The following is a 24266-nucleotide window of genomic DNA, read 5'->3' as shown; positions in this document are numbered from 1 at the left end:
AAGGAAAAAAAAACAGTTTTGCATCAGCCATTTTCAAATATGTTAAATGCCTATACCAAAGCAATTAACAAAAGATACAACAGAAAAGGCAGTTTGTTTCAAGAACATTTGAAAAGAATAAAAATTTCCGAAGAGGAATATTTTTTAAACCTGATTATATATGTGAACACAAACGCATCGCACCATCAAATAGATGACTTTAGAACCTATAAATATTCATCGTATGCTGCTTTGATTAGCCAAAAAGAAACTTTATTAAAAAGGGATGAGGTTATCCAATTTTTTGATGATGTAGATAATTTCAAGTATGTCTTAAAATCGAAGAATATTAACGTAGACGTTATTCAGGAAATCAGTTTAGAATAGAATTATTAGGACCTAACAGGTTTCCCCAGACCTAACAGGTTTTGAAAACCTGTTAGGTCTAAGAGATAAATTGCAATTTAAAAGACTATCCGAAATGAAAAACATAAAATACAAAGCGCTACTTATTATAATGGGATGCCAAACCATTTTTGGTCAAAATCTTTATGAGAAATCCCAGGAGGGAAATGAAGAAAATTGGCCAGTTCATGAATACACATTGACCATCAACAAAGACATGGTAAACAAAGCAGGAAAAGACGTTATGGGAATGACCGTAAACGGTACAATTCCCGGCCCAACCTTGGAGTTTACAGAAGGAGAATATGCCGTTATTTATGTGAAAAATGAAATGGACGTAGAAACTTCCGTCCATTGGCACGGTATTATCCTTCCCAATTTTTATGATGGTGTTCCGTATTTAACCACGCCACCCATCTTACCAGGTAAAACCTTCAAGTATGAATTTCCCATCAAACAATCAGGCACCTATTGGTACCATTCCCACACATTGTTACAAGAACAGAGCGGTGTGTTTGGTTCCATCGTCATTAAGCCTAAAGAGAAGCTCTTGGATTATGATACAGATTTGGTAGTAATGCTTTCCGATTGGACCAATGAAAAACCAATGAGCGTTCTGCGAAACCTAAAGCGTGGCAATGAATGGTACCAAATGAAAAAGGGGACATCAACACCACTAAATAGGGTCATTGCAAGAGGTGCATTTGGTGCACAGCTCAACTTTTGGCGCCAGCGAATGGAAGGCGCTGACTTAGCAGATATTTATTACCCAGCCTTTTTGGTTAATGGACAACAACAGCCAGAATATCCCAGTTTTAAAGCCGGAGAAAAAGTGAGGTTGCGAATCATAAATGGGTCCGCATCTACGCAATTCTGGATGACTTTTGGTGGCGGAATGCCCACATTGGTTTCTGCCGATGGGCTCAATGTTGAACCTGTACAAAAGAACAAAACGTTTATAGCTGTTGCGGAAACCTATGATTTTATAGTCACCATTCCACAGAACGGCAAGATTGAGTTGAGGGCGATGGCACAAGATGGTTCGGGTACAGCCACTGCTTTTATTGGTAACGGCGATGTGCTACCTGCAGAAGTGGTTGCCAAACCTGATAAAATTCAGATGATGCAGCAAATGGCAAAAATGAAGATGAAGATGGGTGCGCACGCCCTAAAATTCCAACCCAAAAAAGATGAGCGTTTTGAGATGAAAAAAGAATATGGAATGCAGATGGATGGAATGCAGATGGATGGAATGAAAATGGACCATTCCAAAATGAAGCACTCAAAAATGAAAATGGATATACCAAAAGATTCAACGTTGAATAAAAAAATGGACCATTCTAAAATGGACCATTCAAAGATGACTATGGAAATGCCAAAGGATTCAATGATGGGCAATAAGATGGACCATTCCAAAATGAAGATGGATAATAATAATAATAATAATAATAATAATAATAATATAAACCTGCCTGGAGGCAAAGCAGGGATGAATGTTGCTACTACACAAATAGATAGTATGGATACGATGCAGATGAAAGGAATGGGCATGTTTTCAGAATATAATTACGATTATCTTAAAGCGCTTGAAAATACGTCCTATGACAAAACTATTCCCGTTAAGGAAATCCTGTTAAACCTTACCGGGAATATGGCTCGTTATATCTGGAGTATGAACGGGGTGCCACTTTCGGAAACCGACCAAATAAAAATCAACCATGAGGAGGTGACACGAATAACATTAAACAATCTTACGATGATGCACCACCCAATGCACCTTCACGGACACTTTTTTAGGGTCATCAACAAAAACGGCGACTATTCGCCCTTGAAACATACCGTAAATGTGCCACCGATGCAGGAAGTGACGATTGAATTTTATGGGAATGAGTATGGTGATTGGTTCTTTCATTGCCACATTCTCTATCACATGATGAGTGGGATGGCAAGGGTAATCAGTTATGATACGCCTCGTGACCCACGAATGGAAGAATTTCCAGTGTCAAAATTGGTAAAGGAAGCAGATATGTTTTATTCGTGGTCGATGTTGGATGCCGCTTCCCATATGACAGAGTTTAATTTTGTTGCTTCAAACATTCGTAACCAGTTCAATATTATGGCAGAATATGGCTGGAATCAAAATCTGGAAGCTGAAGTTACCTATGAACGCTATCTGCACGATTATTTAAGGATTTTTGGTGGTGTAAATATTGAAAATGAAATGGAGGATAGTTTGGACGAGATTTCAACAACGGCTATCGTAGGAGTTCGATATCTAACACCTTATCTCTTTAATCTCGATGTGCGTATCGATAATAAACTGCGACCACAGATTGGTTTGAGCCGAGAAATACTCATTTTTCCCAGAACAGCCATTTTCGGTAGCTATGAATATCAAGTAGATTTTGGTTGGGTCAATGACCTTCCTGTGGGAGATGATTTCGCAAACGAAGTCGTATGGAATGCAGGTATAGAATATTTTTTATCGCGAAACTTTTCATTGATGGCAAGCTACGATAACCGTTTCGGCGCAGGTGGTGGACTATCAGTAAGATTTTAAATATGGATAATAACTATAAAAAGGACAGTCTATCACTAATAGGAGCTGTAGCATTAGGTACTGGTGTAATGATTGGTGCGGGAATTTTTGCCTTATTGGGTCAGGTTGCTGAACTCTCTGGCAATTTATTTCCACTTGCCTTCATTGCTGGAGCGATAATTTCAGGATTTAGTGCTTATGGTTATATCAAACTGTCAAATGCATTTCCGTCCTCTGGCGGTATAGCGATGTATTTGGTCAAAGCTTATGGCAAAGGAACCGTTGCTGCATCGGGTGCACTTTTAATGGCATTTTCAATGATTATCAATGAGAGTCTGGTCGCCCGTACTTTTGGTTCTTATACCTTGCAGCTCTTTAATGTAGGCAACAATAGTGTTTGGGTTCCCATATTAGGAGTACTTCTTATTGTGGGAGCTTTTCTAATTAATATTTCAGGAAACAACATTATTGGAAAGTCGTCATTAGTTATGGCTATCATAAAGGTTGGAGGTATCGCTATTTTTGCCATAGGAGCGCTCTACGCTGCTGGATTTTATTTTCAGGCGGCTATTACATTAAGTAATTCGACAGAGTATGCGACCACAGATTATTTAGGGGCACTGGCCTTGTCTATTTTGGCGTACAAAGGATTTACCACAATCACAAACAGCGGTGGAGAAATTACAAATCCAAAAAAGAATGTGGGGCGGGCAATTATAATTTCACTTTTAGTATGTACTATACTATATTTATTAGTGGCATTTGCAGTGTCATCAAATTTAACTATTTCAGAAATTGTTGCAGCAAAGGATTATTCATTGGCCGAAGCTTCCAAGCCGGCTTTTGGTAAGTACGGATTATGGTTCACTGTTGGTATAGCCATTGTAGCGACCATATCTGGAATTATAGCCAGCATCTTTGCCGTATCAAGAATGACAGCAATGTTAACGGATATGAAGCTTATTCCGCACAAACATTTTGGTATGCCTGGGAATGTTCAAAAACACATGTTGGTATATGTTGCCATTATTGCAATTATACTCACTATATTTTTCGATTTAAGCCGTATCGCGTCTCTAGGTGCCATATTTTATTTAGTGATGGATATCGGTATCCAATGGGGAATATTACGTAACTTAAGAAAAGAAGTCAAGGCCAATTCAGCTATAATCATAATTGCGATACTTTTAGACGTCATCGTTTTATGTGCTTTTTTATGGATCAAAGCAAGCTCAGATATCACAGTCATCATCGTGGCATTTGTGGCCATGACGCTTATCCTTTCAGGAGAAAGATGGTTTTTGACAACCGATAAACACAACCAGGATTCAGAATAAAAAATACATATAAATAATTTAAAATCAATACATATGAAAAATGCAAGAACAACCACCGTAAAAATTTTGATGGCAATTGGATTAGTGGGAACAATGATCAGTTGCAAATCAACCTTCAATGCCAACGAGACATTGCAGGTAGAAGAAAATAGAAAGGCTATTTATCAAGAAATCATTTCAAACCCTGTCCAATTGACCAATTTCATCAATGAAGCACAAAAAAATGAAGAAGCCAAAAAGATAATGATGAAGGCTCAGATGGAACAGATGGAATCTGGAAACATGAAAATGATGATGGAGAAAAATCCCGACATGAAAGAAAAAATGCAATCCCATATGCAGATGATGATGGAAAAAAACCCGGAAATGATGCAACAAATGCAATCAAAAATGGAGATGATGATGGAAAACAAACCAGAAATGATGCAACAGATGCAGTCAAAAATGCTCGATAAAATGATGGGGAGTGAAATGGGTCGTAAAATGCTGATGGATACAATCCACAACAATAAAATGATGAACAATGAGATGAAAGAAAAGATGATGCAGATGATGAATGAAAATCCTGAAATGATGCAAGAAATGATGCAGAAAATGATGGAAAAACATCCTGAAATGATGCAAAAGATGAAAGGGAAAATGAAAAATAAAGGACAATAAATTCCTCTTCTGAACTACAAATAAAAAACAATTAGTTAGCTATTAAAACAATAAAGTTATGATGATGTGGTGGTGGATACTGATACCGGTTGTGCTTGTATTGGGTGAAGAGAGAAAATCCAATGGATATTCTGGACAACCGGTTCGCCAAAGGCGAGATAAACAAAGAAGAATTTGAAGAACAAAAACGAACGTTGAACACTAAAAATTAAAAACAATGAAGTATTATTTTAACAAAAAAATCCAAGGCACTTTTGAAGAGGCAATCGATAAAGTCACAAAAGGATTGAAAGAAGAAGGTTTTGGCATACTCACAGAAATCGACATAAAAGAAACCATGAAAAAGAAACTTGATGTGGATTTCAAGAAGTACAAAATCCTTGGTGCCTGTAATCCACCTTATGCATACAAAGCCCTACAGGCAGAAGATAAAATTGGGACAATGCTTCCTTGTAATGTCATCGTGCAGGAAATTGAAGACGGCGTTATTGAGGTAGCAGCTGTAAGCCCAATGGCATCAATGCAAGCTGTGGAAAATGAAAAGCTGAACGGGATCGCTAAGGACATAACGGCAATGCTCGAGAAAGTAATTGAAAAATTATAAGGCTTTAAAAATGAATAAACACTAATTTATAATCAAAACTTAAATCAAAAAAGTATGAAAAAAGTACGCGTAACAACAGCAATTTTGACAATGGCTTTTTTAAGCCTTACAGCAATGTCTTGTAGAGATACTAAAAAAGTAGAAGGGCATCAGGATGATTCAATGATGGAACATGATAATTCAATGATGGATCATAATGATTCAATAATGGATCACGATAGTTCAATGTTGAATAATGACACTATGGACACCTCCAATACTATGATGGATTCCAATATGCAGAACACGGATGCTAAACAAGTAGTGGCAGATTATATGGCGGTTAAAGATGCTTTGGTGGCGACCAATAAAGATGCCGCTGCAAAAGCAGGAAATAAAATGGTAAGCACGTTAAAGGGCTTTGATGTTAGCAGTTATACTGCAGAACAACAAAAAGAACTCAAAGACATCATTACAGATGCTAAAGAGCATGCCGAACATATCGGCAAAAGCGAAATGGACCACCAACGCGAGCATTTTAAATCCTTGAGTAAAGATATGATGGATATGGTAGCAATTACGGGAACCGACGCAACCTTATACCAACAATTTTGCCCAATGTACGATAGAGGCAGTGCGTGGTTGAGTATGGAAAAAGACATTAAAAACCCATATTATGGAAGCAAAATGATGACCTGTGGTAACGTGCAAAAGGAAATCAAATCCACTATGTAACCAGCACATAAACCTGCAAGGTGTTCCCCGCCCTTCAGCGGGGTTCCTTGTCGGTTTAACAAAGTAAAGATGAAAATTTTTAAAATCATAGCTTGGTTATTTTTGTTTGCTTTTGTGGCCATCCAATTTTTTCCCACGGAGCGCAATCAAAATAGCGTGGTACCAAATACTGATTTTTTGTTGGTCAACAATCCACCGCAAAATATCAGTGCCATTTTACAAGAATCCTGCTACGATTGTCACAGTAATAACACAGGTTATCCTTGGTACAACAAGATACAGCCTGCAGCTTGGTTTTTGGAAGACCACGTTAAACATGGTAAAGGTGAATTGAATTTTAATACTTGGGATGAGCTTTCAGATAGAAGGAAAAGGAGTAAATTAAAGGCTATTATCAATCAAGTGAAAGACGCTGAAATGCCACTATACTCTTACACATTGATGCATAGGAATGCCATTTTAAGTGATTCAGACAAGAGCACATTAGAAAATTATATGTATAGCTTGATAGATACTATAGAATAATTAATCTTAAACAAATTTCAAATGGAAAATTACGACACCCTTTCAGAAGCCATCAACAGTTTGCAAGAACGTGGTTACACTTATGATTTTAATTTGAAGCATGAACATATCGAATGCCATTCATTAAAATTAAAAATACATCCCGAAGATTTTGAAGTCGATGAAGTCTTTCGGTTTGAAGGCATGAGCAGTACCGACGACAACAGTATTCTTTACGCCGTACATTCAAAAAAAGGAGTAAAAGGTGTTTTGGTCGACGCCTATGGTGTTTATGCTGAAAATATTTCAGAAGCCATGCGAAAAAAATTAAAATAACATGACGCAAATCCTTCACATCAAGAACATGGTCTGCGACCGTTGCAAGTCGACTGTATTAGGCGAACTAAAAAATTTGGGTTATACTGTTAATTCGCTTGAATTGGGTCAGGTAGTTCTTAACGGAAATATCCCTCGTGACAATTCTATACTAGAACAGACACTTAAGAAACACGGCTTTGAAATCATAAAAGAGGAAACGGAAGTATTGATTGAAGAAATAAAGATTGCACTTATTAAAAAAATTGAAAATCAAGACAACGCAAATCTCTCTTCATTTTTAGCTAAGACCTTTAACAAATCGGCTTCAGCCTTAAGCAAGCTGTTCAGTAAAACGGAAGGGATGACCATTGAAAAATATGAAATCAATCTAAAAATTGAAAAGGTAAAAGAACTGATACAGTTGGGACAGTTGAATTTTTCTGAAATAGCCTACAGTTTAGATTACAATAACAGTGGTCATTTGGCAAGGCAGTTCAAAAACGTCACAGGCATGTCGATGACGGCATTTAAAAATCTGCAACAATGGAACAGAAAGGCCATTGACCAAATTGTGTAAATAGTAGCCAAAATTCTACCAATGAATATGATAAACGAGAAGTATTTTTGAACAAATAATAATTTCAATACCAATGAAACACACCTATCACATACATGGAATGACCTGCAACGGATGCAGAAGCCACGTTGAAAAAACACTTTCTGAAGTAGATGGCGTGACCAAGGCTTCTGTAGATTTAGAAAAATCGGAAGCTATAATCGAAATGGAAGCACACATTCCTATCGAAACATTTCAAAAAGCGCTTAAAGATGATGGTGGTAGGTATAGTATCCATATGCCAGAAGGAAAAGGCTTGATGACACACAACTATCACATACATGGAATGACCTGCAACGGATGCAGAAGCCACGTTGAAAAAATACTTTCTAAAGTTGAAGGCGTTTCAAAGGCTATGGTTGATCTGGAAAAAGAGGAAACTACAATTGAAATGGAAGCACATATTCCTATTGAAAAATTTCAAAAAGCTCTTAAAGATGATGGTGGCAGCTATAGCATTCATAAGAGTCCCCTCACAACCTTTCCAGAGGGGAGGAGCCCAAAGAATTCCAAAGATAAGAGTGAGAAAAGTCCCCTTGGGGGGTCAGGGCTATTCTACTGCCCTATGCACTGCGAAGGCGACAAAACCTACGACAAACCTGGCGATTGTCCAGTATGCGGAATGGATTTGGTAGAAGAGCAAAACCTATCGGCAACGACTTCAGAACAATGGACCTGCCCCATGCATCCTGAAATCGTAGAAGATGAACCCGGAGCCTGCCCAATTTGCGGGATGGATCTCGTTCCGATGCAACCCGATAGTTCTTCCGAAGAAAAAACCTATAAAAATCTACTTAAGAAATTCTGGGTTGCAGTTGCTTTCACCTTGCCCATTTTCTTGATGGCAATGAGCGAGATGATTCCAAACAATCCATTATATGACCTGATGGAACAGAAATGGTGGAACTGGATTCAATTCGGTCTCTCCATTCCTGTGGTATTCTACGCCACCTGGATGTTTTTTGAACGCGCCTATCGCAGTATCAAAACATGGAACCTCAACATGTTCACGCTCATTGGTATTGGTGCAGGTGTGGCTTGGCTATTCAGTGTTTTTGGGATGTTGTTCCCAGATTTTTTTCCAGAACAATTTAAAACAGAATCTGGCGCAGTTCACGTGTACTTTGAAGCGGCTACCGTAATTCTCACTTTGGTATTGATGGGACAAGTACTGGAAGCGCGTGCCCATAGCAAAACCAATTCCGCAGTAAAAGAATTACTAAAACTCGCACCAAATAAAGCCATTAAAGTAGTAGATGGCACCGAAGAAGAAGTTTCCATAGATCAGATTCAAAAAGGAGATATTTTACGGGTAAAACCAGGCGATAAAATCCCTGTGGATGGTGTGATTACGGAAGGACATACCACCGTAGATGAATCCATGATTTCTGGAGAGCCCATTCCCGTTGACAAAGCCGAAGCTGATAAAGTAAGCAGCGGCACCATCAACGGCAATCAATCATTCTTGATGAAAGCCGAAAAAGTGGGGAGCGATACCTTGCTTTCTCAAATTATACACATGGTCAATGACGCGAGCCGCAGTCGTGCGCCCATTCAAAAACTGGCAGATACGGTTTCAGGCTATTTTGTGCCTGTGGTCGTCGGTATTTCATTAATCACTTTTGCAGTTTGGGCAATTTGGGGTCCAGAACCAGCCTACGTTTATGCCTTGGTCAATGCTATTGCTGTGCTTATTATTGCCTGTCCTTGTGCTTTGGGATTGGCAACACCTATGTCAATAATGGTTGGTGTTGGTAAAGGTGCGCAAAACGGTGTATTGATTAAAAATGCCGAAGCCCTTGAGAAATTGGATAAAGTAGACACCCTCATCATCGATAAAACGGGAACCATTACGGAAGGGAAACCAACGGTTGAAAAAATAGGCATTTTCGGTGCAAATTTTTCCGAAAGCGAAATCCTGAAATTCATCGTGTCGCTCAACAGTTCCAGTGAGCATCCGCTTGCTGAAGCCACTGTCAAATACGGTAAAGCACAAAAAACCGAAATTTCAAAAACCGAAAACTTCAGTGCCGTAACCGGTAAAGGTGTAGAAGGCACGGTGGATGGCAAAAAACTCGATTTAGGAAATGCCAAAATGATGGCCTATGCAAAAGCCACTATTTCAACTGAAATGGAAACCGAAGTACAATCCTTTCAGAAACAAGGCAAAACCGTTTCTTACTTGGCGGTCGATGGCGAAGTCTCAGGCTATGTCGTCATAGGCGATAAAATTAAGAAGACGAGTGCCAAAGCGATTAAAGAACTGCAAGACAAAGGGATTGCTGTCATCATGTTAACGGGAGACAATCACGACACCGCTCATGCCGTGGCTAGTGAACTCAACCTTGCCGATTTTAAAGCAGGCATGCTACCCGAAGACAAACTCAAAGAAGTAACCAAATTACAGGAACAAGGCAAAGTAGTTGCCATGGCTGGCGACGGCATCAACGATGCACCCGCCCTTGCCAAAAGTGATGTTGGGATTGCCATGGGAACAGGAACCGATGTGGCCATTGAAAGCGCCATGATTACCTTAGTCAAAGGCGATTTGCACGGGATTGTAAAAGCAAAAAATTTGAGTCACGCCGTCATGAGAAACATCAAACAGAATCTATTTTTTGCACTCATTTATAATACACTTGGCGTTCCAATCGCAGCAGGCGTATTATTCCCATTTTTCGGGATCTTGTTATCGCCTATGATAGCAGCGCTGGCAATGAGTTTTAGCTCGGTTTCTGTAATTGCAAATGCGTTAAGATTAAAAACTAAAAAAATAAACTAATAGTAACCAAAACCAATAACAATGGAAAATACAGGCAAAATGAATCACGATTCAAAAAAGCAAAACAACTACACCAAATTTGTGGGAATGCTGGCCGCATCCTTTGTGGCAATGTACATCACAATGTATTTAAACACCTATGCCATCGATCATGTGTATTTTAGTTTGACCCGATTTTATATGAGTTGTTTGGGGATTTCTGCAATGGCAATCATTATGTATGTGGCCATGCGCGGGATGTATCAAAATAAAAAGAAGAATATCGCCATTATTGTTGGCAGTATCGCTCTCTTTTTAAGCGCGTTGGGATTAGTACGCGCCCAAGCACCCATTATTGGGGATGTATTGTGGATGAAAGCGATGATTCCGCACCACTCCATTGCGATTTTAACCAGTGAGCGTGCCGATATTCAAGATCCAGAGGTAAAGCAATTGGCTGAAGATATCATCAAAGCTCAAAAAAAGGAGATTGAAGAGATGAAGCAAATGATCAAAAGGTTAGATACTGAATAATTTGAATTTGGGCGCTCGAGCGGGCTTTCCGCTATATCTTTTTTTGTTCAGAAAAAGAACAAAAAAAGGATGCCGCTGCAATCCCTAGCGCAGTGTAGTCATTTTAATGAAATATAGGAATTATGATAAAAAATAGTGTATATGTCATACTTGCGGTAGCTGCTGGCATTTTACTTGGCTGGTTCCTATTTGGAAAAAATGGCACCACTTTATTGTCATCCAAAACTGCTTCAGATCCGCACTAACATTCTGATAAAAAGGTTGAACAACTAATTCACGAGATCAAAAAAACATAATTCATGCCTAATCCCTAGCGCAAAAAAACGTCGCTTACAAACCTAACAGGTTTTGAAAACCTGTTAGGTTTAAAAACAGTATAACTATGAAAAAGTACATCATTTACATCGCACTATTAATAGCAGGACTCGTCTTAGGCTACGTGTTTTTCGGGACTTCTTCGGAAGGTTCTGCAAACACCAAAAATGTCTCAGATACGTCGGAAACACAAATCCAAATGTGGACCTGCTCCATGCATCCACAAATCATGCAACCAGAACCTGGCGATTGCCCTATTTGTGGAATGGATCTTATTCCAGCCGAATCTAGTGCCGAAGGTCTTGCGATGAATGAAATCAAAATGACCGAAAACGCCATGGCGCTTGCCAATATTCAAACCACCGTGGTTGGTAATGCGGCTGCTTCTGATGCTGATGGCATGATCTCCCTTTCAGGAAAAATTGCAGCCAATGAAGAAAACAACAGTGTCCAAGCTAGCTATTTTGACGGACGTATTGAGCGCTTGAATGTCAATTATGAAGGGCAGCAAATAAATCGGGGTCAGCTACTGGCTACAATCTATTCGCCCAATTTAGTGGCTGCGCAACAGGAACTGCTCACAACGGCTTCCTTAAAAGAATCGCAACCTGCTTTGTATAAAGCTGTACGTAACAAGCTAAAAAACTGGAAACTATCAGACCAACAAATCAACGCCATAGAATCATCTGGTAATGTGCGCGATAACTTTCCTATTTATGCCACGGTTTCCGGAACTGTTTCTGAAGTCATGGCAAGGGAAGGCGATTACGTAAAACAAGGGCAGCCCATTCTTAAAGTGAGTAACTTGAATTCGGTTTGGGCAGAATTTGACGCTTATGAAAATCAGATTTCAAATTTAAAGGAAGGCCAAAAAATAAAAGTAGTTGCCAATGCCTATCCCAATAAAGAATTTGATGCGAGCGTATCATTTATTGACCCTTTATTGAACAGTACAACGCGCACCGTGACGGTAAGGGCAACACTAAAAAATACCGAAGATTTATTCAAACCTGGAATGTTCGTCACTGGCAAACTCAAAGGCGCAATGAAAGCTACTGCGGAAACGCTTACCGTTCCTGCAAGCGCAGTGATGTGGACAGGAGAACGATCATTAGTTTATATAAAAACAAATCCCAACTTACCTGTTTTTGAAATGCGAGAAGTCACCATCGGCAATCGTAATGGCGAGTTTTACACGATTACCCAAGGCCTTCAAAATGGCGATGAGATTGTGACCAACGGCACATTCACGGTTGATGCTGCAGCACAACTGCAAGGAAAAAAATCAATGATGAACCAAGGGAAGACCGGTAAAGAGACTATGCCAATGGCAGACATGAAAATAGAATTATCAGCCAGCTTCCAGAAGAATTTTACGAAAGTTTTCAGTCCCTATCTTCAAATGAAAGATGCCTTTGTAGATAGTGATGCTGCTCAAGTTTCGATTTTTGCGAAAGCGACATCAAAGTCTCTGAAATCCATAGAAATAGACGCTTTGGGAAAGATGGAACAATCCCACATCATTAAAAGCATCGAGATGCTGGATGCCATTGCTATAAATGACAAGCTTGAAAACCAGCGTGCTCATTTTGTAATCCTGAACGAAAATATAATTCCGATAGCGATGAATGTTGGAGGCGTTGACCCGATGCTCTATGTTCAGAAATGTCCTATGGCAAATAACAACAAAGGCGCTGTTTGGTTAAGCACTGAACAAGACATTCGAAATCCTTATTATGGGGAGCAAATGATGACTTGCGGAAGTGTGATTGAGGAGATAAAATAAAATTAAGTAAATAGAAATCTTAAAATTAAAACCAAACAACTACTAGGAAAACCCAATGTGTATGACTTATGGCGTTTTGCTTTGCTGTCATTACAATTACCGATGTTGTTCTTTTCTAATTAAGAGTGACAGACAAAACCAAGGATCCATAAGAATAAGAATATCAGTAAAAATGGCCTAAATAAAAACTATCAGCAGACTATCAGTTTTCCTTAGCTTCCTTTCGTTCCTTCCGTTCCAATTTTCTAAAATAGCCACGGAAAAGAAAATTATGCTTTAATGCCTCCATATTTTCATTCAATTTCTCTGCAGCTTCCTTGATGTTGATCATTGTAGAGTCAATTGTTTGTACCAAAACTTCATCTTGTGTAACGTAATTCAAAGTTCCTTTTCCTGATTGTATTTCATTAATATAGTCATCAAGGGTTTTGGTGACTTCTTTGATATTAGCACTGGATTTTTCGAGATTGCCAAAGACTTTCTGGATTTGGTTTTTCGAAACGGTATCACTCAACAGTAAGGCTGCGGCACTTTCGTCATAATTTATTTTTGAAATAATGGTATTGATCTGAGAGATGGCGTGGGTAGCGCCCGAAGTCATTCTTTTTAACTCTGCTGCAGATTGTCTAATATCTTTTGCAATCAAACTATCACTCACCAAGGCACCCAAAGTACCTTTGCCTGCAACAATTTGATTGGTTATCTTCAACAAATCTGCAGTTAATAACGCTGCATTTTCATTGGTTTTATTTAGGGTGGAAAGCATCTCATCAGTGCTCACCTTACTATGGATCTTGATGGTATCACCAGAAACCACCCACCCTGCTTTGATATCTTTTCCTGGCAGGATGTTCACTACCATACTCCCAACCAAACCATCTGAACCAATAGAAGCAACGGCGTCTTTTTTGATAAAGAAAGCTGTTTTTTCTTCTACGGACATCGCCACGATGATCTTTCCTTCCTCCACCATTTCTATCATGCTCACCGTACCAACATTAACCCCTGAATAGCGAACATTGTTTCCCAATTGCAAGCCATTCGCATTTTCAAAAACACCATATAGGTCAATGTTCTTACTGAACATTTGCTGCCGACTTCCAATAAAATAAAGGGCCGCGATAAGAAGAACTGTGCCGACGACAACAAAAATGCCGACTTTTATTTTTTGCGAATTTGATTTTTCCATACGATTAGCTTTTAAAGAATGCCTGTACCTGCTCATCTTTCGAGTTAGAAAGTTCTTCAAAGGTTCCTTCGGCATAATTGATTCCATCTACCAACAAAATCATCCGGTTTGAAATGACCCGCGCACAGTCCACATCGTGCGTAATAATTAAGGAAGAGGTATTGTATTTTTTTTGAATGGTCCGCATCAACTGGATGATCTCTTTAGCTGTAATGGGATCCAGCCCTGTGGTTGGTTCATCATACATTATAATTTTAGGTTTTAGGATTAATGCCCTTGCCATGGCAACCCTGCGCTGCATTCCGCCCGAAAGCTCTGCAGGCATTAAGTCTATGGTATGCGCCAATCCTACATTCTCCAAGGCTTCTTTTACCGAAAATTCTGTGCTTTGAAAATTTTCTATTTTATCTTTATGACGCCGTAAGGGGAATTCCAGATTTTCCCGAACGGTCATGGAATCATAAAGCGCGCTTCCTTGAAACAGGAACCCTATTTCAGTACGAAGCAAATCCAATTCCGTTTGGCCCATGGTGATGATATCCTGATCTTTTATCCTAATACTGCCACTATCGGGCTGAATAAGTCCCACAAGGCATTTTACCATCACCGATTTTCCAGAACCTGACTTCCCCATAATCACCAAGTTTTCTCCTTCAAAAAGTTTGAGGTTAAAACCTTTTAACACGTGATTGTCTCCAAAACTTTTCTTAAGATTCTTTAACTCCAATACGGGTTTTATGTTTTTCTTAGATGTCATTTAGATGTCAAAAAATATATCGGTTACAAAAACAGCAATAAAATCAATTATAAACAGCAGCATCGAGATATAAACGACAGCGGAATTTGACGCTTCCCCTACCCCGACAGTTCCTTTCGCACAATTATAACCTTTATAACAGCCTACCAATCCAATAGCAAAACCAAAGAATACCGATTTTACCGTAGCCGGTAGCAAATCAGAGAATTGTAAGGCATCAAATACTTGGTTAAAGTAAAGCAAAAAAGAAACATCCCCTTTTAAATTTTCAACAATGGCAGACCCCAAAAGCGCAATGGCATCTCCCATAATGATCAATAACGGCAGCATCAAGGTAGTGGCCACAACACGGGTTACCACCAAATATTTGAAAGGATTGGTGCCCGAAACTTCCATCGCATCTATCTGTTCTGTCACGCGCATAGAACCAAGTTCTGCCCCAATACCTGACCCAATCCTGCCAGCACAAATAAGCGCAATGATTACAGGTCCAATTTCGCGAACAATGGAAAGACTCACCATAGAGGCCATCCAGGACTGCGCACCAAACTGCATCAACGTAGGTCTTGATTGTAGCGTAAATACAAGCCCTAAAATAAACCCAGTGACACTCACCAACAACAAAGACCGATTGCCCATATTGTAACATTGACGAACCAGTTCCTTAAATTCAAATGGCGGACTGAAGACTTCTCTAAAGAAACGTCCCGCAAAAAAAGTCATATCGCCAATTTCGGCAAAAAATGACTTCGTATTAGATAAGATGGCGTTTTCGTTGTTCATTTAAGTGTATAGCATCAAATGTAATGTTGATTTAGTTAAAGTGGTATGACTTAAATCAGCTAACAAGCTTTTGATGAATTAAATACCCAGCCATCTCAACCTAAAAATAAATATTCGCACAGGTGATCAATGTCATGTCCTTTTGACGATTGATTGCATACGTTTGACTCTAATTAGAATCTACGTCTTCATAAAGTCCGATTCTATATTCAAAAGGCTAATGAATAAATTCATAAGAGTTCTAAAATGTGCTCCGAACATTTGTTTAAATAGGTTCTTTTTTAAAAAATTAAATTCAAACTGATGAAAACTATTTTACTATTTATCTTTTCTTTTATAGTTGTAGGTTGCTTAAACAGCGATAAAGTCAATACGGAAGTGAAATCAAACAACGAAAATGAGATCATTGAAACTGATAGTAAAGTAGAGAAAATAGCAACACCAATTGAAATAGTCGTCCATAAAGATGTTCCTATTCGGTCCTATTTTAAATGGATGGACAGCATTGTTACAAAACACAACCAAACCCATAACTATGCCATTGATGAGTACATTATTGTGCATCACAACAAATGGATTTTGGACACCCTAGCACATACCGATTATTATTATCTCATGGATAAAGGGATTTTTAATGAAGACTCCCAATCATTGCTAGCACTGAAAGAAGACCAAGTTTTGATCATTCCTGATTCTATACAAACGCAACACCTTAAAGCGCAATTAAACAACACTTCTTTAGAACTGAACATTCCGGAATTTAGGCTTCGCATCATTCAAGACGGACAAGAAATACATAAATTTCCCGTGAGAGTGGGGAAAGTTGGCAAACGATATTTGGCTATGGCCAAAGGTGACGTAGATATGAGAACAAAACCTGGAATAGGTGAAATAATCCGAGTAAATAAAAAACCGATATTTATGAATCCTCAGAATAATCATAAATACGAGAGAACAAATAGAGATGATGGCAAAAATACGGCCCTGCCCGCTATTCCGTGGCTGGAACCATCCATAAATGGGCGAAGCGTTGGGCAACTTATCCATCCTACAACTAACTTGGCTACGTTGGAAAAAGCATCCTCCAATGGTTGCATTGGCCTAAGAGAATCTGACGCATGGATTGTTTATTATTATTATGCACCACTAGGAACTAAAGTGGTCTTTACATATGAATTGCAAGGAAAAAATGACGAAGGGGAAACCGTCGAATTTAAAGATATTTATCCTGGTTTTGAGAACATAAAATTAAAAGAAACAACTGGTGATACGCTATTATAAATAGAGAAAATACCCATTTCGATTACTTCACTCTACAACCTAAAAACTTAATATTCAGGATTTTGCCACCCCAAGATTTTTATTTTTGATACACTACTCTTTCGCTTTGATAAATCTTGGATTGATATATAACTTTCCGTCTTTTAATTTCTGCCAGTAAATTTTCATATCGGCATTTATTTCAGGAGCCATAATATACAATCCTATGATGTTAGGAAAAGACATCGCCAGAATCATCATATCAGCAAAACTTAAAACTGCACCCAAACTTACCGAAGCGCCCAACACTACAAAAACTAAATACAGGATTTTGTAGACCAGTTCCGTCTTTTTACTTCTTCCAAATAGAAAACTCCAAGAGCGCATTCCATAATACGACCAGGAAACCATGGTGGAAAAAGCAAATAAAAATACAGCGACCGCCAAAACTGAAGGGAACCAAGACACCACACTTCCAAAGGCATCAGCAGTAAGTTCTACACCGCCCAGTCCGCTACTCGTTATATGCATGCCCGTAAATATTAAAACTAGGGCGGTCATGGTGCAAACCAGCATCGTATCGATAAAGGGCTCAACCAAAGACGTAAATCCATCGGCAATGGGATGATTGGTTTTGGAGGCACTATGAGCAATTGCTGCCGAGCCTACACCCGCTTCACTAGAAAAAGCGGCGCGCTGTAAACCTATGATCAGCACTCCAATAAATCCACCTTTTAAAGCTTGGGCAGAAAACGCACCATCCACAATTGCTAAAAAAGCCCCACCAATATATTCGATATGATAGCCTATCACAACTAAACAACCCAACACGTATAAAATGGCCATCAAAGGCACTACTTTGGCCGTCACCTTGGCAATACTTTGAATTCCACCAATAATTACGACACCTACCAACAAGGCGAAACCAATTCCGAACCAAAATCCCTGGCCCTGTAAAAATGGAAGTTGTTCTGATACTATTTTAAAAGCCTGATTTGACTGCAACATATTACCACCGCCAAATGAGGCACCTACCCCAAGAACAGCAAAGAGTACGGCCAAAAATTTTCCCAGACGCTTCAGGTTTTGCTTTTCGAGACCATAGCGCAAATAGTTCATAGGACCACCAAAAATACGGCCATCATCATCAATAATTCGGTATTTCACTCCCAAAGTACATTCTGCAAACTTTAAAGACATTCCAAAAAAACCGGCGAGGAACATCCAGAAAGTAGCCCCTGCACCACCCAGGGAAATTGCTACCGCAACCCCTGCAATATTTCCCAAGCCCACTGTGGCCGAAACCGCGGTGGCCATTGCTTGAAAATGCGTTATCATACCGGGAGCATTTGGATCGTCATACTTTCCTCTTGCCAAATCTATAGAATGTCGAAAGCCACGAATGTTGACGAACTTTAAACGCAGGGTAAAGAATATACTTCCCAAAATAAGCCAAACAACAATGAAAGGGATGGTATTGGTTTTTGTACCGCCATTGGGATGTAAAAGCGGTTGGGGCGTTTGAAAATTGATGACCGCCAAAAGTGGGGCATTGTAAGAACCAGTTTCGGGCAATCTGGAAATGAAGTCTCCTTCTTTAGTTACCTGTTCTAAAGTACCATCGGCCGAAGCATATATAGATAGTTCTATATTTTGCTCGTCTTCCAGCAATGCAATTTTATCACCTTCTTTTACTTGGCTTCCTTCTGCGAACAACCATTTTTTTACTTGATATTCTTCATCGATAACTACCTCACGTGGCGGAAGGAGAATATTTTTATAAGAGGAATATACTACTGGATCATATATTCCGAGGGCAGCAAAAGCATCCCAAAATAGAACGGCTCCAAGCACATCTACCGCCGGCTGCACCTTGCTGTTGAAAATCTCGGTAATTGATTTTGCAGGGATCTTAAATGTCTTAGAAACTGTATTCCCGCTGGCATCACTTATAATTACGGAATGATCCATGCCCTCAATCAAACCAACTGATTGTGTAGCATCTAAAGGTGTGTCTACATTGCTCCATTTGTATTGATAAGGAGCAAGTCCACCATCTACCACTACCTTGGCAACTCCGTCATTAATTTCAGATGAGGGATTGTTAAATTCTAATTGTACGGCCATGTCGCCAGCAGATTCAACTTGAGCTAGAGCGTTAGTGAATGTAATGAGCAACAGCCCCAAAAGGGCAAAAAGCCTAGATTTTATCATCAAGTAATTTATGAGTTCGCGATTTATGCTTTGAAAACCACAATTTAGTGATAAGCAGAAGTTCTTCCAAGATAATCAAGTTTTTTTTTCAATTGTGTAATCCCTAAATTTAGATATGCGGTTGGACCTACTCGTTTTTTTTTATCTCTCAAAAATCCTATTAATAAAATGCACCCCGAGGAGCCAGAGAACTACCTAAATGGTTTAGATTTTCTTTTTAAACCAATAGTTCTCTTTGTAGGTTTTAATAGACTTTAATTAAAATTTTGCCTAGATGATAATAATATAGGGACTAATTAAACATAGGATATCTTTAGGGTATGGCCTATGGAATAAAGAAATCCTCTCAATTTCTTGAGAGGCTTGGTTCTGCTAGTAGTGGGGAACTGTACTCAAACTAGTGAACTTCGGTCTATTGGCTTAGTCCTGCGCGCCATCAAATAATCATAATACTGCTTAAAATCAGTGACTTAATTATTTTTGATTTGATTTATTGTGAGAGACAGATTTTCCATTACCTGAAAATGTCCGTCAGCAGGCACTGCCTGTTTAGGAATACACTGTTTTGCTATAGTTACAAAAGGTGAATCTTCCTCCTCCCACTCTTCTGTAAGCTCTTCAATGGCATTTTCTCCAAACACTATTCATGCAAATAAACCCTCCATTTTCCTCTATAGTTTTAATGACCCTTAAGCCTTCATATCAATAACATATCTATACCGCACTTTTCCCTCATTTACCTTAGTAAAAGCTTTATTGACATCTTCAACCTTGATCATTTCTACTTCAGGATGAATGTTGTGTTTGGCACAAAAATCGAGAACATCTTGGGTTTCTTTGATACCACCAATGAACGATCCACCTAATTGACGTGCATACATAGCTACATTCATATTGTTTGTTGGCTCTTTATATGGACCTAATAAACCAACGGTAACCAAACTTCCTCTTGGTGCAATAAGGTTAACATAAGGATTAACATCGAAGGCTTCCGGAATGGTTATTAAGATAAAATCAAAAGTCATTTGATTCGCTTTCATTTCCTCTTGGTTTGAAGATATAATTACAGCATGAGCTCCAAGCTCTAATGCATCTTTTCTTTTAGATTCAGAGGTTGTGATAGCCGTTACTTTAGCACCCATAGCTTTGGCGATTTGCACTCCCATATGACCCAAACCTCCAACACCTACAATGCCGATGTTGTCGCCTTTTTTTACGTTCCAATGTTTTAGTGGCGAATAGGTTGTGACCCCGGCACAAAGTATAGGTGCTGCTTTTTTAATATCTAATCCTTTAGGGATGTTTAATAAAAAGTCTTCAGTAGATACAATATGACTCGCAAAGCCTCCATAGGTATTATAATCTGAATCTGGATCTCCAAAATAGCCGTTATAGGTCATTGTTGGTCCATGTGGTCCTGTACAAAATTGCTCCTCATCATTTTCGCATTGCGCACAGGTCTGGCAGCTATCAATCATACAACCAACGCCTACTATATCACCTTCTTTAAATTTTTTGATGTTTGCACCTGCTTTTAAAATTTTGCCAATCACTTCATGCCCAGGTATGCAAGGATAACGTGTATTTTCCCAATCATTGGCAACTTGATGTATATCACTATGGCAAACTCCCGTATATAAAACATCGATAATGACTTCATTATCTTTAATCATCGGTCGCTCTATATCCATTTCGACTAAAGTCGTGTTATTTTCTCCTTTTGCTCCAAACCCTTTTACTGTAAACGTTTTTTCCGTGTATTCGATTTCTTGATTCATATGTAATTTTTTTAAAGTTAATTTTAAGTCTGGTAGGAATAGAAAAAGATTTCAATTTTAGCACCCAATACTTTGTTTTTCAGGGTGTCATAAAGTTAGGGGATAACGCTTTTAAATGAAAAAGGAATATTAACTCAGATGATTTAAATATTGACCTTTTTAATTTGATGATAAGTCAAAAGATATAACGCGTGCATTTACTTTGCCAAGCTCCAAAATTTACACTCGTGAAATTATGTGAATCTATTACTTCTGTTTTTTTGTTAAGTATGAGATATTTGAAAAAAAGTATAAATCCAATTCAAATTAGTGCTTGATGAACCTATGATTTGGATTGATACCATTGAAGGTGCGCTTGTGGTATTTCAAGCTGGTATCTGTCAATAACCGTTCGACCTTCTTGAAGAAGAGTTTATTCGGAATATGTCCGTAACTGTTCGAAACCAAATTGAAAATCTTGCAATTGGATATAAAGAAAAACATAAGTATGCACATTGCGAGACATAGTTTTGGAAATATTTCTGGTGATAAAATCCCTATACAAATGTTGCAAAACTGTATAGCCATTCCTCAGTAACCACTACCATACGCTATCAATCCAATTTCATCCACAAGGATGCCGATGATGCTTTGGATAGTGTAGTCAATTTCTAATCGTATACAAACGTTGAAATAAGAACTTAACTATCTATCCTATTTCGAGCTAATATTTAAGTGATTGTTTGGCTTCAATAAAAGTTATCAAGCCCATACCTTCGCAAATATCATGAGTAAAATGGAAGTTCCACAGAAATTATTAGCCCTAGTTTAATTCATAAAGAATTAAGCACTACCAAGTCTTATTTCAAAGAATTGGAATCACATGAGCTTGATGAAGCCGGCGAATCATTAATTCTTTAAATTTAGGTAAGTCCAACCCAGAAATCTACTAACAAAAAACTTATACATAATCCTAAAAGTATATATTTTTAAATTCATAATTAAGTAGAACAACCAAGACCTCGAAGTCAAAAATGAGAATTCTTTCCTTATTATATTAGTTCACCTATGAATTAATACTCACTCCATTAATTAAGAGCCTTAATCATATAATTCTACGGAATATTAGATTAGATATCGAAGAGACAATTTCAATCTATAAAAAAAGGTGCTTGCCGTACCTTTTTTTTTATAGATTAATAATCAGTTTATAAGGATTATTGACCGAGGTCACTCCAAAAAGCTCTAATAGCTTTACTTCGTTGTTTCGACCTGATGGATGACTTTCTAGATACTCCTGAACCTTAGGTTGCATTATTGAAGGTATACGACTCTCAAAAAAAGGCCACAATTCAGCTGATTTATAAAATTTTTCTTTTGAAGGAAATTCAAATAGAGGTTGTAGATCATTTTGATCTTTAAACCAATCAGCATATATGAAAGACCACACATCATCACTAAAATTCAAACACCCAATACTGTTATCGTGATATTTTAATTGAAATTTAGGGTTGTGATTAATCTGCTCATAAGTACAAGGCAAATCATTTGCCTTGACCTGAGACTTAATGTATTTTTTAAATCGCTTTAACATAGTCATTGAATAATGCTTTTAAGCTTTTGGAATCTTAAATTAAATATTTTTTCTATAATAAGACGTCTCTCTGGTGTGAAAAGTTTCTTAAGATCTCTATTGAGAATACTGAAAACCTGTTCCAAACTTTCATGGTTTGTCCACTTGGCAACATGTTCGTCATTAGAGTTTTCCATCGTAAACGATAACTAACATGCTTCATTTGAATTGCATTGGCAAACAACATAGCTTTCACTGACAGATAGTGCAATACTTTATTTGTATGGATATAATATTCATATCTATTAATATAAAAATCCAAACAACCAGAGTGGCAATTTAGTTATGGGATACTCTACATCATCTGCAACCACAAAGCCATTTTTTACGTCGCTTATTTGTTTGTTGGTTTTGTCCTTGCCCCCAACTTCAAAAGTATACATATCGTCAACCAAAAAATCTCCTTGCTTAGGATATGAGACTTTATGTCGCACTGCAACTTGGGAAATAAAATAAGTTTCCCGTAAATTTCCCTTATTTGGATCAGCCGTCGAAAATGAAAAGGCAAGATTCGGGTTGTTTAAATACACTTTTTCGGGCTTTTGAAGTGAAGCCAGACTTATTCCCGATGCATACAATAGTCTTATTAACTGTGCTTGCTCTAAAAAATGAAGATAGGTTACTACTGAATTTCTATGAATATCACTTTTTGCAGCAATATTGGTAATATTGGGCTGAAAGGGCACGTTAGCGGCAACTACATTTAACAATTGTAACATCTTTTTTGCATTACGGATGTCAAAACCTTTTAGCTCTGCCATATCATACTCCACAATTAAGCGCACCAATTGTTGCAAGCGTGAAGCGTAACCTTGTTTGTCTTCCATTGAAAATGGATAATATCCGTACTGTAAATAGTCTTGAAAATGGGCTAATGGTCTAAATTCGGGAGGAAACCTTTCTGACCATTTACGATTTACAGAAAGCATGTCTTCTAAAGTTATAGGTTCGAAATCATACAAATCGTTAAATGCTAAATATTCGCGGTAGGAAAGTCCAGGTAAAGTGTGCATTACCATTCTTCTGCTTAAATCGCCTTCTTCTCTAGAAATATCGATAATGGAAGATCCTGTGAATACGATCTTCAGGTCTGGATAGAAGTCGTATAAGTTTTTTATATGTATAGACCAATTTTCATACTTATGCACTTCATCCAAAAAAAGATATTCCCCTCCTTTTTTAAAGAATTCTTCGGCGGTTTCTACCAAGGAATGCGTTATAAAATAGAAATCGTCTAAAGACCAATATGTGCCCTGTGTTGGTGGTAACTGCAGCTCTTTTAGCTTTTGTAACAAAAGTGTGGTTTTACCCGTGCCTCTTGCACCTTTGACACCTATTAATCTGTTATTCCAGTTTATCTCATGGTAGAGATAGCGTTTTTTTTTAGTGCTTATCCGTTGCACTAAAGCTGCTGACTTTTCTAATAATTGCTCCATGCTGCATATTTGTATGTGCAATATAGTGTCTTTATTGCACTTTTAGGTGTGCAATTATTAAATATTTCTATGTTTTTATCAATCCTAACCCAAATAAGTTTCTTATTCAACCGTAAGTTTTAGGAACCCAATATAAGATAACAGACGCTGCAACCATTGTAGCAA

The 24266-nt window shown here is 38.2% G+C and carries 22 protein-coding genes and 2 pseudogenes; 16 read left to right on the top strand and 8 right to left on the bottom strand.

What is annotated here, in order from left to right; genetic code table 11:
* The 14 genes and pseudogenes from A9996_RS08105 to A9996_RS08050 all read left to right on the top strand — a co-directional run.
* A pseudogene (locus A9996_RS08105) lies at positions 1-366 on the top strand (transposase); the annotation flags it as partial.
* Between the two features lie 94 nt (positions 367-460).
* Positions 461-2944, top strand: coding sequence for a multicopper oxidase domain-containing protein (locus A9996_RS08100; protein ID WP_066433047.1), 2484 nt, complete (start codon positions 461-463; stop codon positions 2942-2944).
* A gap of 2 nt (positions 2945-2946) precedes the next feature.
* Entirely contained in the window at positions 2947-4260 is a 1314-nt protein-coding gene (locus tag A9996_RS08095) for an APC family permease (protein WP_066433045.1), read from the top strand.
* Between the two features lie 33 nt (positions 4261-4293).
* Positions 4294-4920 carry a hypothetical protein gene (locus A9996_RS08090; protein ID WP_066433043.1) on the top strand — a complete coding sequence of 209 codons (627 nt, stop codon included), beginning with the start codon at positions 4294-4296 and terminating at the stop codon, positions 4918-4920.
* A 122-nt stretch (positions 4921-5042) separates the two neighbouring features.
* The gene (locus A9996_RS20515) at positions 5043-5132 is read left to right on the top strand and encodes an SHOCT domain-containing protein (protein ID WP_245905336.1); all 90 of its coding nucleotides are present in this window, start codon (positions 5043-5045) and stop codon (positions 5130-5132) included.
* Between the two features lie 5 nt (positions 5133-5137).
* On the top strand, positions 5138-5524 hold the full coding sequence (locus A9996_RS08085; protein WP_066433041.1) for a DUF302 domain-containing protein: 387 nt from the start codon (positions 5138-5140) through the stop codon (positions 5522-5524).
* 54 nt (positions 5525-5578) lie between these two features.
* Positions 5579-6238, top strand: a complete 660-nt coding sequence (locus A9996_RS08080) for a DUF3347 domain-containing protein (protein WP_066433039.1) — start codon at positions 5579-5581, stop codon at positions 6236-6238.
* Positions 6239-6307: 69 nt separating this feature from the next.
* Positions 6308-6763: a heme-binding domain-containing protein gene (locus A9996_RS08075; RefSeq protein WP_066433037.1), complete on the top strand. Its 456-nt coding sequence runs from the start codon at positions 6308-6310 to the stop codon at positions 6761-6763.
* A gap of 21 nt (positions 6764-6784) precedes the next feature.
* Positions 6785-7078, top strand: coding sequence for a phosphoribosylpyrophosphate synthetase (locus tag A9996_RS08070; protein WP_066433035.1), 294 nt, complete (start codon positions 6785-6787; stop codon positions 7076-7078).
* Position 7079: 1 nt separating this feature from the next.
* On the top strand, positions 7080-7637 hold the full coding sequence (locus A9996_RS08065) for a helix-turn-helix domain-containing protein (protein ID WP_066433033.1): 558 nt from the start codon (positions 7080-7082) through the stop codon (positions 7635-7637).
* A 73-nt stretch (positions 7638-7710) separates the two neighbouring features.
* Positions 7711-10458: a heavy metal translocating P-type ATPase gene (locus A9996_RS08060; RefSeq protein ID WP_066433032.1), complete on the top strand. Its 2748-nt coding sequence runs from the start codon at positions 7711-7713 to the stop codon at positions 10456-10458.
* Between the two features lie 21 nt (positions 10459-10479).
* Complete coding sequence (locus A9996_RS08055; RefSeq protein WP_066433030.1) at positions 10480-10971, top strand: DUF305 domain-containing protein; 492 nt, start codon at positions 10480-10482, stop codon at positions 10969-10971.
* Between the two features lie 122 nt (positions 10972-11093).
* A complete protein-coding gene (locus A9996_RS20830) occupies positions 11094-11216 on the top strand; it encodes a hypothetical protein (RefSeq protein ID WP_262510712.1) in 123 nt (40 codons plus the stop codon).
* A gap of 137 nt (positions 11217-11353) precedes the next feature.
* Entirely contained in the window at positions 11354-13072 is a 1719-nt protein-coding gene (locus A9996_RS08050; RefSeq protein ID WP_066433028.1) for an efflux RND transporter periplasmic adaptor subunit, read from the top strand.
* 202 nt (positions 13073-13274) lie between these two features.
* Here the strand turns inward: A9996_RS08050 and A9996_RS08045 are convergent, their stop codons facing one another.
* From A9996_RS08045 to A9996_RS08035, 3 genes are read right to left on the bottom strand one after another with little or no spacing between them, the layout of a single operon-like run.
* A complete protein-coding gene (locus tag A9996_RS08045) occupies positions 13275-14261 on the bottom strand; it encodes an MlaD family protein (RefSeq protein ID WP_066433026.1) in 987 nt (328 codons plus the stop codon).
* 4 nt (positions 14262-14265) lie between these two features.
* The gene (locus tag A9996_RS08040) at positions 14266-15018 is read right to left on the bottom strand and encodes an ABC transporter ATP-binding protein (protein ID WP_066433025.1); all 753 of its coding nucleotides are present in this window, start codon (positions 15016-15018) and stop codon (positions 14266-14268) included.
* Entirely contained in the window at positions 15019-15801 is a 783-nt protein-coding gene (locus A9996_RS08035) for an MlaE family ABC transporter permease (protein WP_066433024.1), read from the bottom strand.
* A 303-nt stretch (positions 15802-16104) separates the two neighbouring features.
* Here A9996_RS08035 and A9996_RS08030 point away from each other — a divergent pair, with 303 nt between their 5' ends.
* On the top strand, positions 16105-17082 hold the full coding sequence (locus tag A9996_RS08030; RefSeq protein WP_066433023.1) for a L,D-transpeptidase: 978 nt from the start codon (positions 16105-16107) through the stop codon (positions 17080-17082).
* 93 nt (positions 17083-17175) lie between these two features.
* Here the strand turns inward: A9996_RS08030 and A9996_RS08025 are convergent, their stop codons facing one another.
* The 3 genes from A9996_RS08025 to A9996_RS08020 form a co-directional block, all read right to left on the bottom strand.
* On the bottom strand, positions 17176-19275 hold the full coding sequence (locus A9996_RS08025; RefSeq protein WP_066433022.1) for an amino acid carrier protein: 2100 nt from the start codon (positions 19273-19275) through the stop codon (positions 17176-17178).
* Between the two features lie 470 nt (positions 19276-19745).
* Positions 19746-19916, bottom strand: a complete 171-nt coding sequence (locus tag A9996_RS19855; RefSeq protein WP_157487196.1) for a hypothetical protein — start codon at positions 19914-19916, stop codon at positions 19746-19748.
* A 48-nt stretch (positions 19917-19964) separates the two neighbouring features.
* Positions 19965-21053 (bottom strand): NAD(P)-dependent alcohol dehydrogenase, encoded by a 1089-nt coding sequence (locus A9996_RS08020; RefSeq protein ID WP_066433017.1) that lies wholly within the window; start codon positions 21051-21053, stop codon positions 19965-19967.
* A 469-nt stretch (positions 21054-21522) separates the two neighbouring features.
* On the opposite strand from A9996_RS08020, the pseudogene A9996_RS20510 reads away from it, so the two are divergent.
* Positions 21523-21707, top strand: a pseudogene (locus A9996_RS20510) (site-specific integrase); the annotation flags it as partial.
* 514 nt (positions 21708-22221) lie between these two features.
* On the opposite strand, the gene A9996_RS08015 reads toward A9996_RS20510, so the two are convergent.
* Positions 22222-22632 carry a hypothetical protein gene (locus A9996_RS08015; RefSeq protein ID WP_066433015.1) on the bottom strand — a complete coding sequence of 137 codons (411 nt, stop codon included), beginning with the start codon at positions 22630-22632 and terminating at the stop codon, positions 22222-22224.
* Between the two features lie 278 nt (positions 22633-22910).
* On the bottom strand, positions 22911-24101 hold the full coding sequence (locus A9996_RS08010; protein ID WP_066433014.1) for an ATP-binding protein: 1191 nt from the start codon (positions 24099-24101) through the stop codon (positions 22911-22913).
* Between the last annotated feature and the right edge of the window lie 165 nt (positions 24102-24266).

Source organism: Gelidibacter algens, assembly GCF_001678675.1.
Lineage (GTDB): Bacteria > Bacteroidota > Bacteroidia > Flavobacteriales > Flavobacteriaceae > Gelidibacter > Gelidibacter algens.
Note: the sequence above shows the minus strand (reverse complement) of the source record. Positions and strands in the feature narration are given on the sequence as shown.

Excerpts from the sequence above, each read along its gene's own strand:
- A9996_RS08100 (WP_066433047.1), top strand. The coding sequence starts at position 461 with ATGAAAAACATAAAATACAAAGCGCTACTTATTATAATGGGATGCCAA.
- A9996_RS08095 (WP_066433045.1), top strand. The coding sequence starts at position 2,947 with ATGGATAATAACTATAAAAAGGACAGTCTATCACTAATAGGAGCTGTA.
- A9996_RS08090 (WP_066433043.1), top strand. The coding sequence starts at position 4,294 with ATGAAAAATGCAAGAACAACCACCGTAAAAATTTTGATGGCAATTGGA.
- A9996_RS20515 (WP_245905336.1), top strand. The coding sequence starts at position 5,043 with ATGGATATTCTGGACAACCGGTTCGCCAAAGGCGAGATAAACAAAGAA.
- A9996_RS08085 (WP_066433041.1), top strand. The coding sequence starts at position 5,138 with ATGAAGTATTATTTTAACAAAAAAATCCAAGGCACTTTTGAAGAGGCA.
- A9996_RS08080 (WP_066433039.1), top strand. The coding sequence starts at position 5,579 with ATGAAAAAAGTACGCGTAACAACAGCAATTTTGACAATGGCTTTTTTA.
- A9996_RS08075 (WP_066433037.1), top strand. The coding sequence starts at position 6,308 with ATGAAAATTTTTAAAATCATAGCTTGGTTATTTTTGTTTGCTTTTGTG.
- A9996_RS08070 (WP_066433035.1), top strand. The coding sequence starts at position 6,785 with ATGGAAAATTACGACACCCTTTCAGAAGCCATCAACAGTTTGCAAGAA.
- A9996_RS08065 (WP_066433033.1), top strand. The coding sequence starts at position 7,080 with ATGACGCAAATCCTTCACATCAAGAACATGGTCTGCGACCGTTGCAAG.
- A9996_RS08060 (WP_066433032.1), top strand. The coding sequence starts at position 7,711 with ATGAAACACACCTATCACATACATGGAATGACCTGCAACGGATGCAGA.
- A9996_RS08055 (WP_066433030.1), top strand. The coding sequence starts at position 10,480 with ATGGAAAATACAGGCAAAATGAATCACGATTCAAAAAAGCAAAACAAC.
- A9996_RS20830 (WP_262510712.1), top strand. The coding sequence starts at position 11,094 with ATGATAAAAAATAGTGTATATGTCATACTTGCGGTAGCTGCTGGCATT.
- A9996_RS08050 (WP_066433028.1), top strand. The coding sequence starts at position 11,354 with ATGAAAAAGTACATCATTTACATCGCACTATTAATAGCAGGACTCGTC.
- A9996_RS08045 (WP_066433026.1), bottom strand. The coding sequence starts at position 14,261 with ATGGAAAAATCAAATTCGCAAAAAATAAAAGTCGGCATTTTTGTTGTC.
- A9996_RS08040 (WP_066433025.1), bottom strand. The coding sequence starts at position 15,018 with ATGACATCTAAGAAAAACATAAAACCCGTATTGGAGTTAAAGAATCTT.
- A9996_RS08035 (WP_066433024.1), bottom strand. The coding sequence starts at position 15,801 with ATGAACAACGAAAACGCCATCTTATCTAATACGAAGTCATTTTTTGCC.
- A9996_RS08030 (WP_066433023.1), top strand. The coding sequence starts at position 16,105 with ATGAAAACTATTTTACTATTTATCTTTTCTTTTATAGTTGTAGGTTGC.
- A9996_RS08025 (WP_066433022.1), bottom strand. The coding sequence starts at position 19,275 with ATGATAAAATCTAGGCTTTTTGCCCTTTTGGGGCTGTTGCTCATTACA.
- A9996_RS08020 (WP_066433017.1), bottom strand. The coding sequence starts at position 21,053 with ATGAATCAAGAAATCGAATACACGGAAAAAACGTTTACAGTAAAAGGG.
- A9996_RS08015 (WP_066433015.1), bottom strand. The coding sequence starts at position 22,632 with ATGACTATGTTAAAGCGATTTAAAAAATACATTAAGTCTCAGGTCAAG.
- A9996_RS08010 (WP_066433014.1), bottom strand. The coding sequence starts at position 24,101 with ATGGAGCAATTATTAGAAAAGTCAGCAGCTTTAGTGCAACGGATAAGC.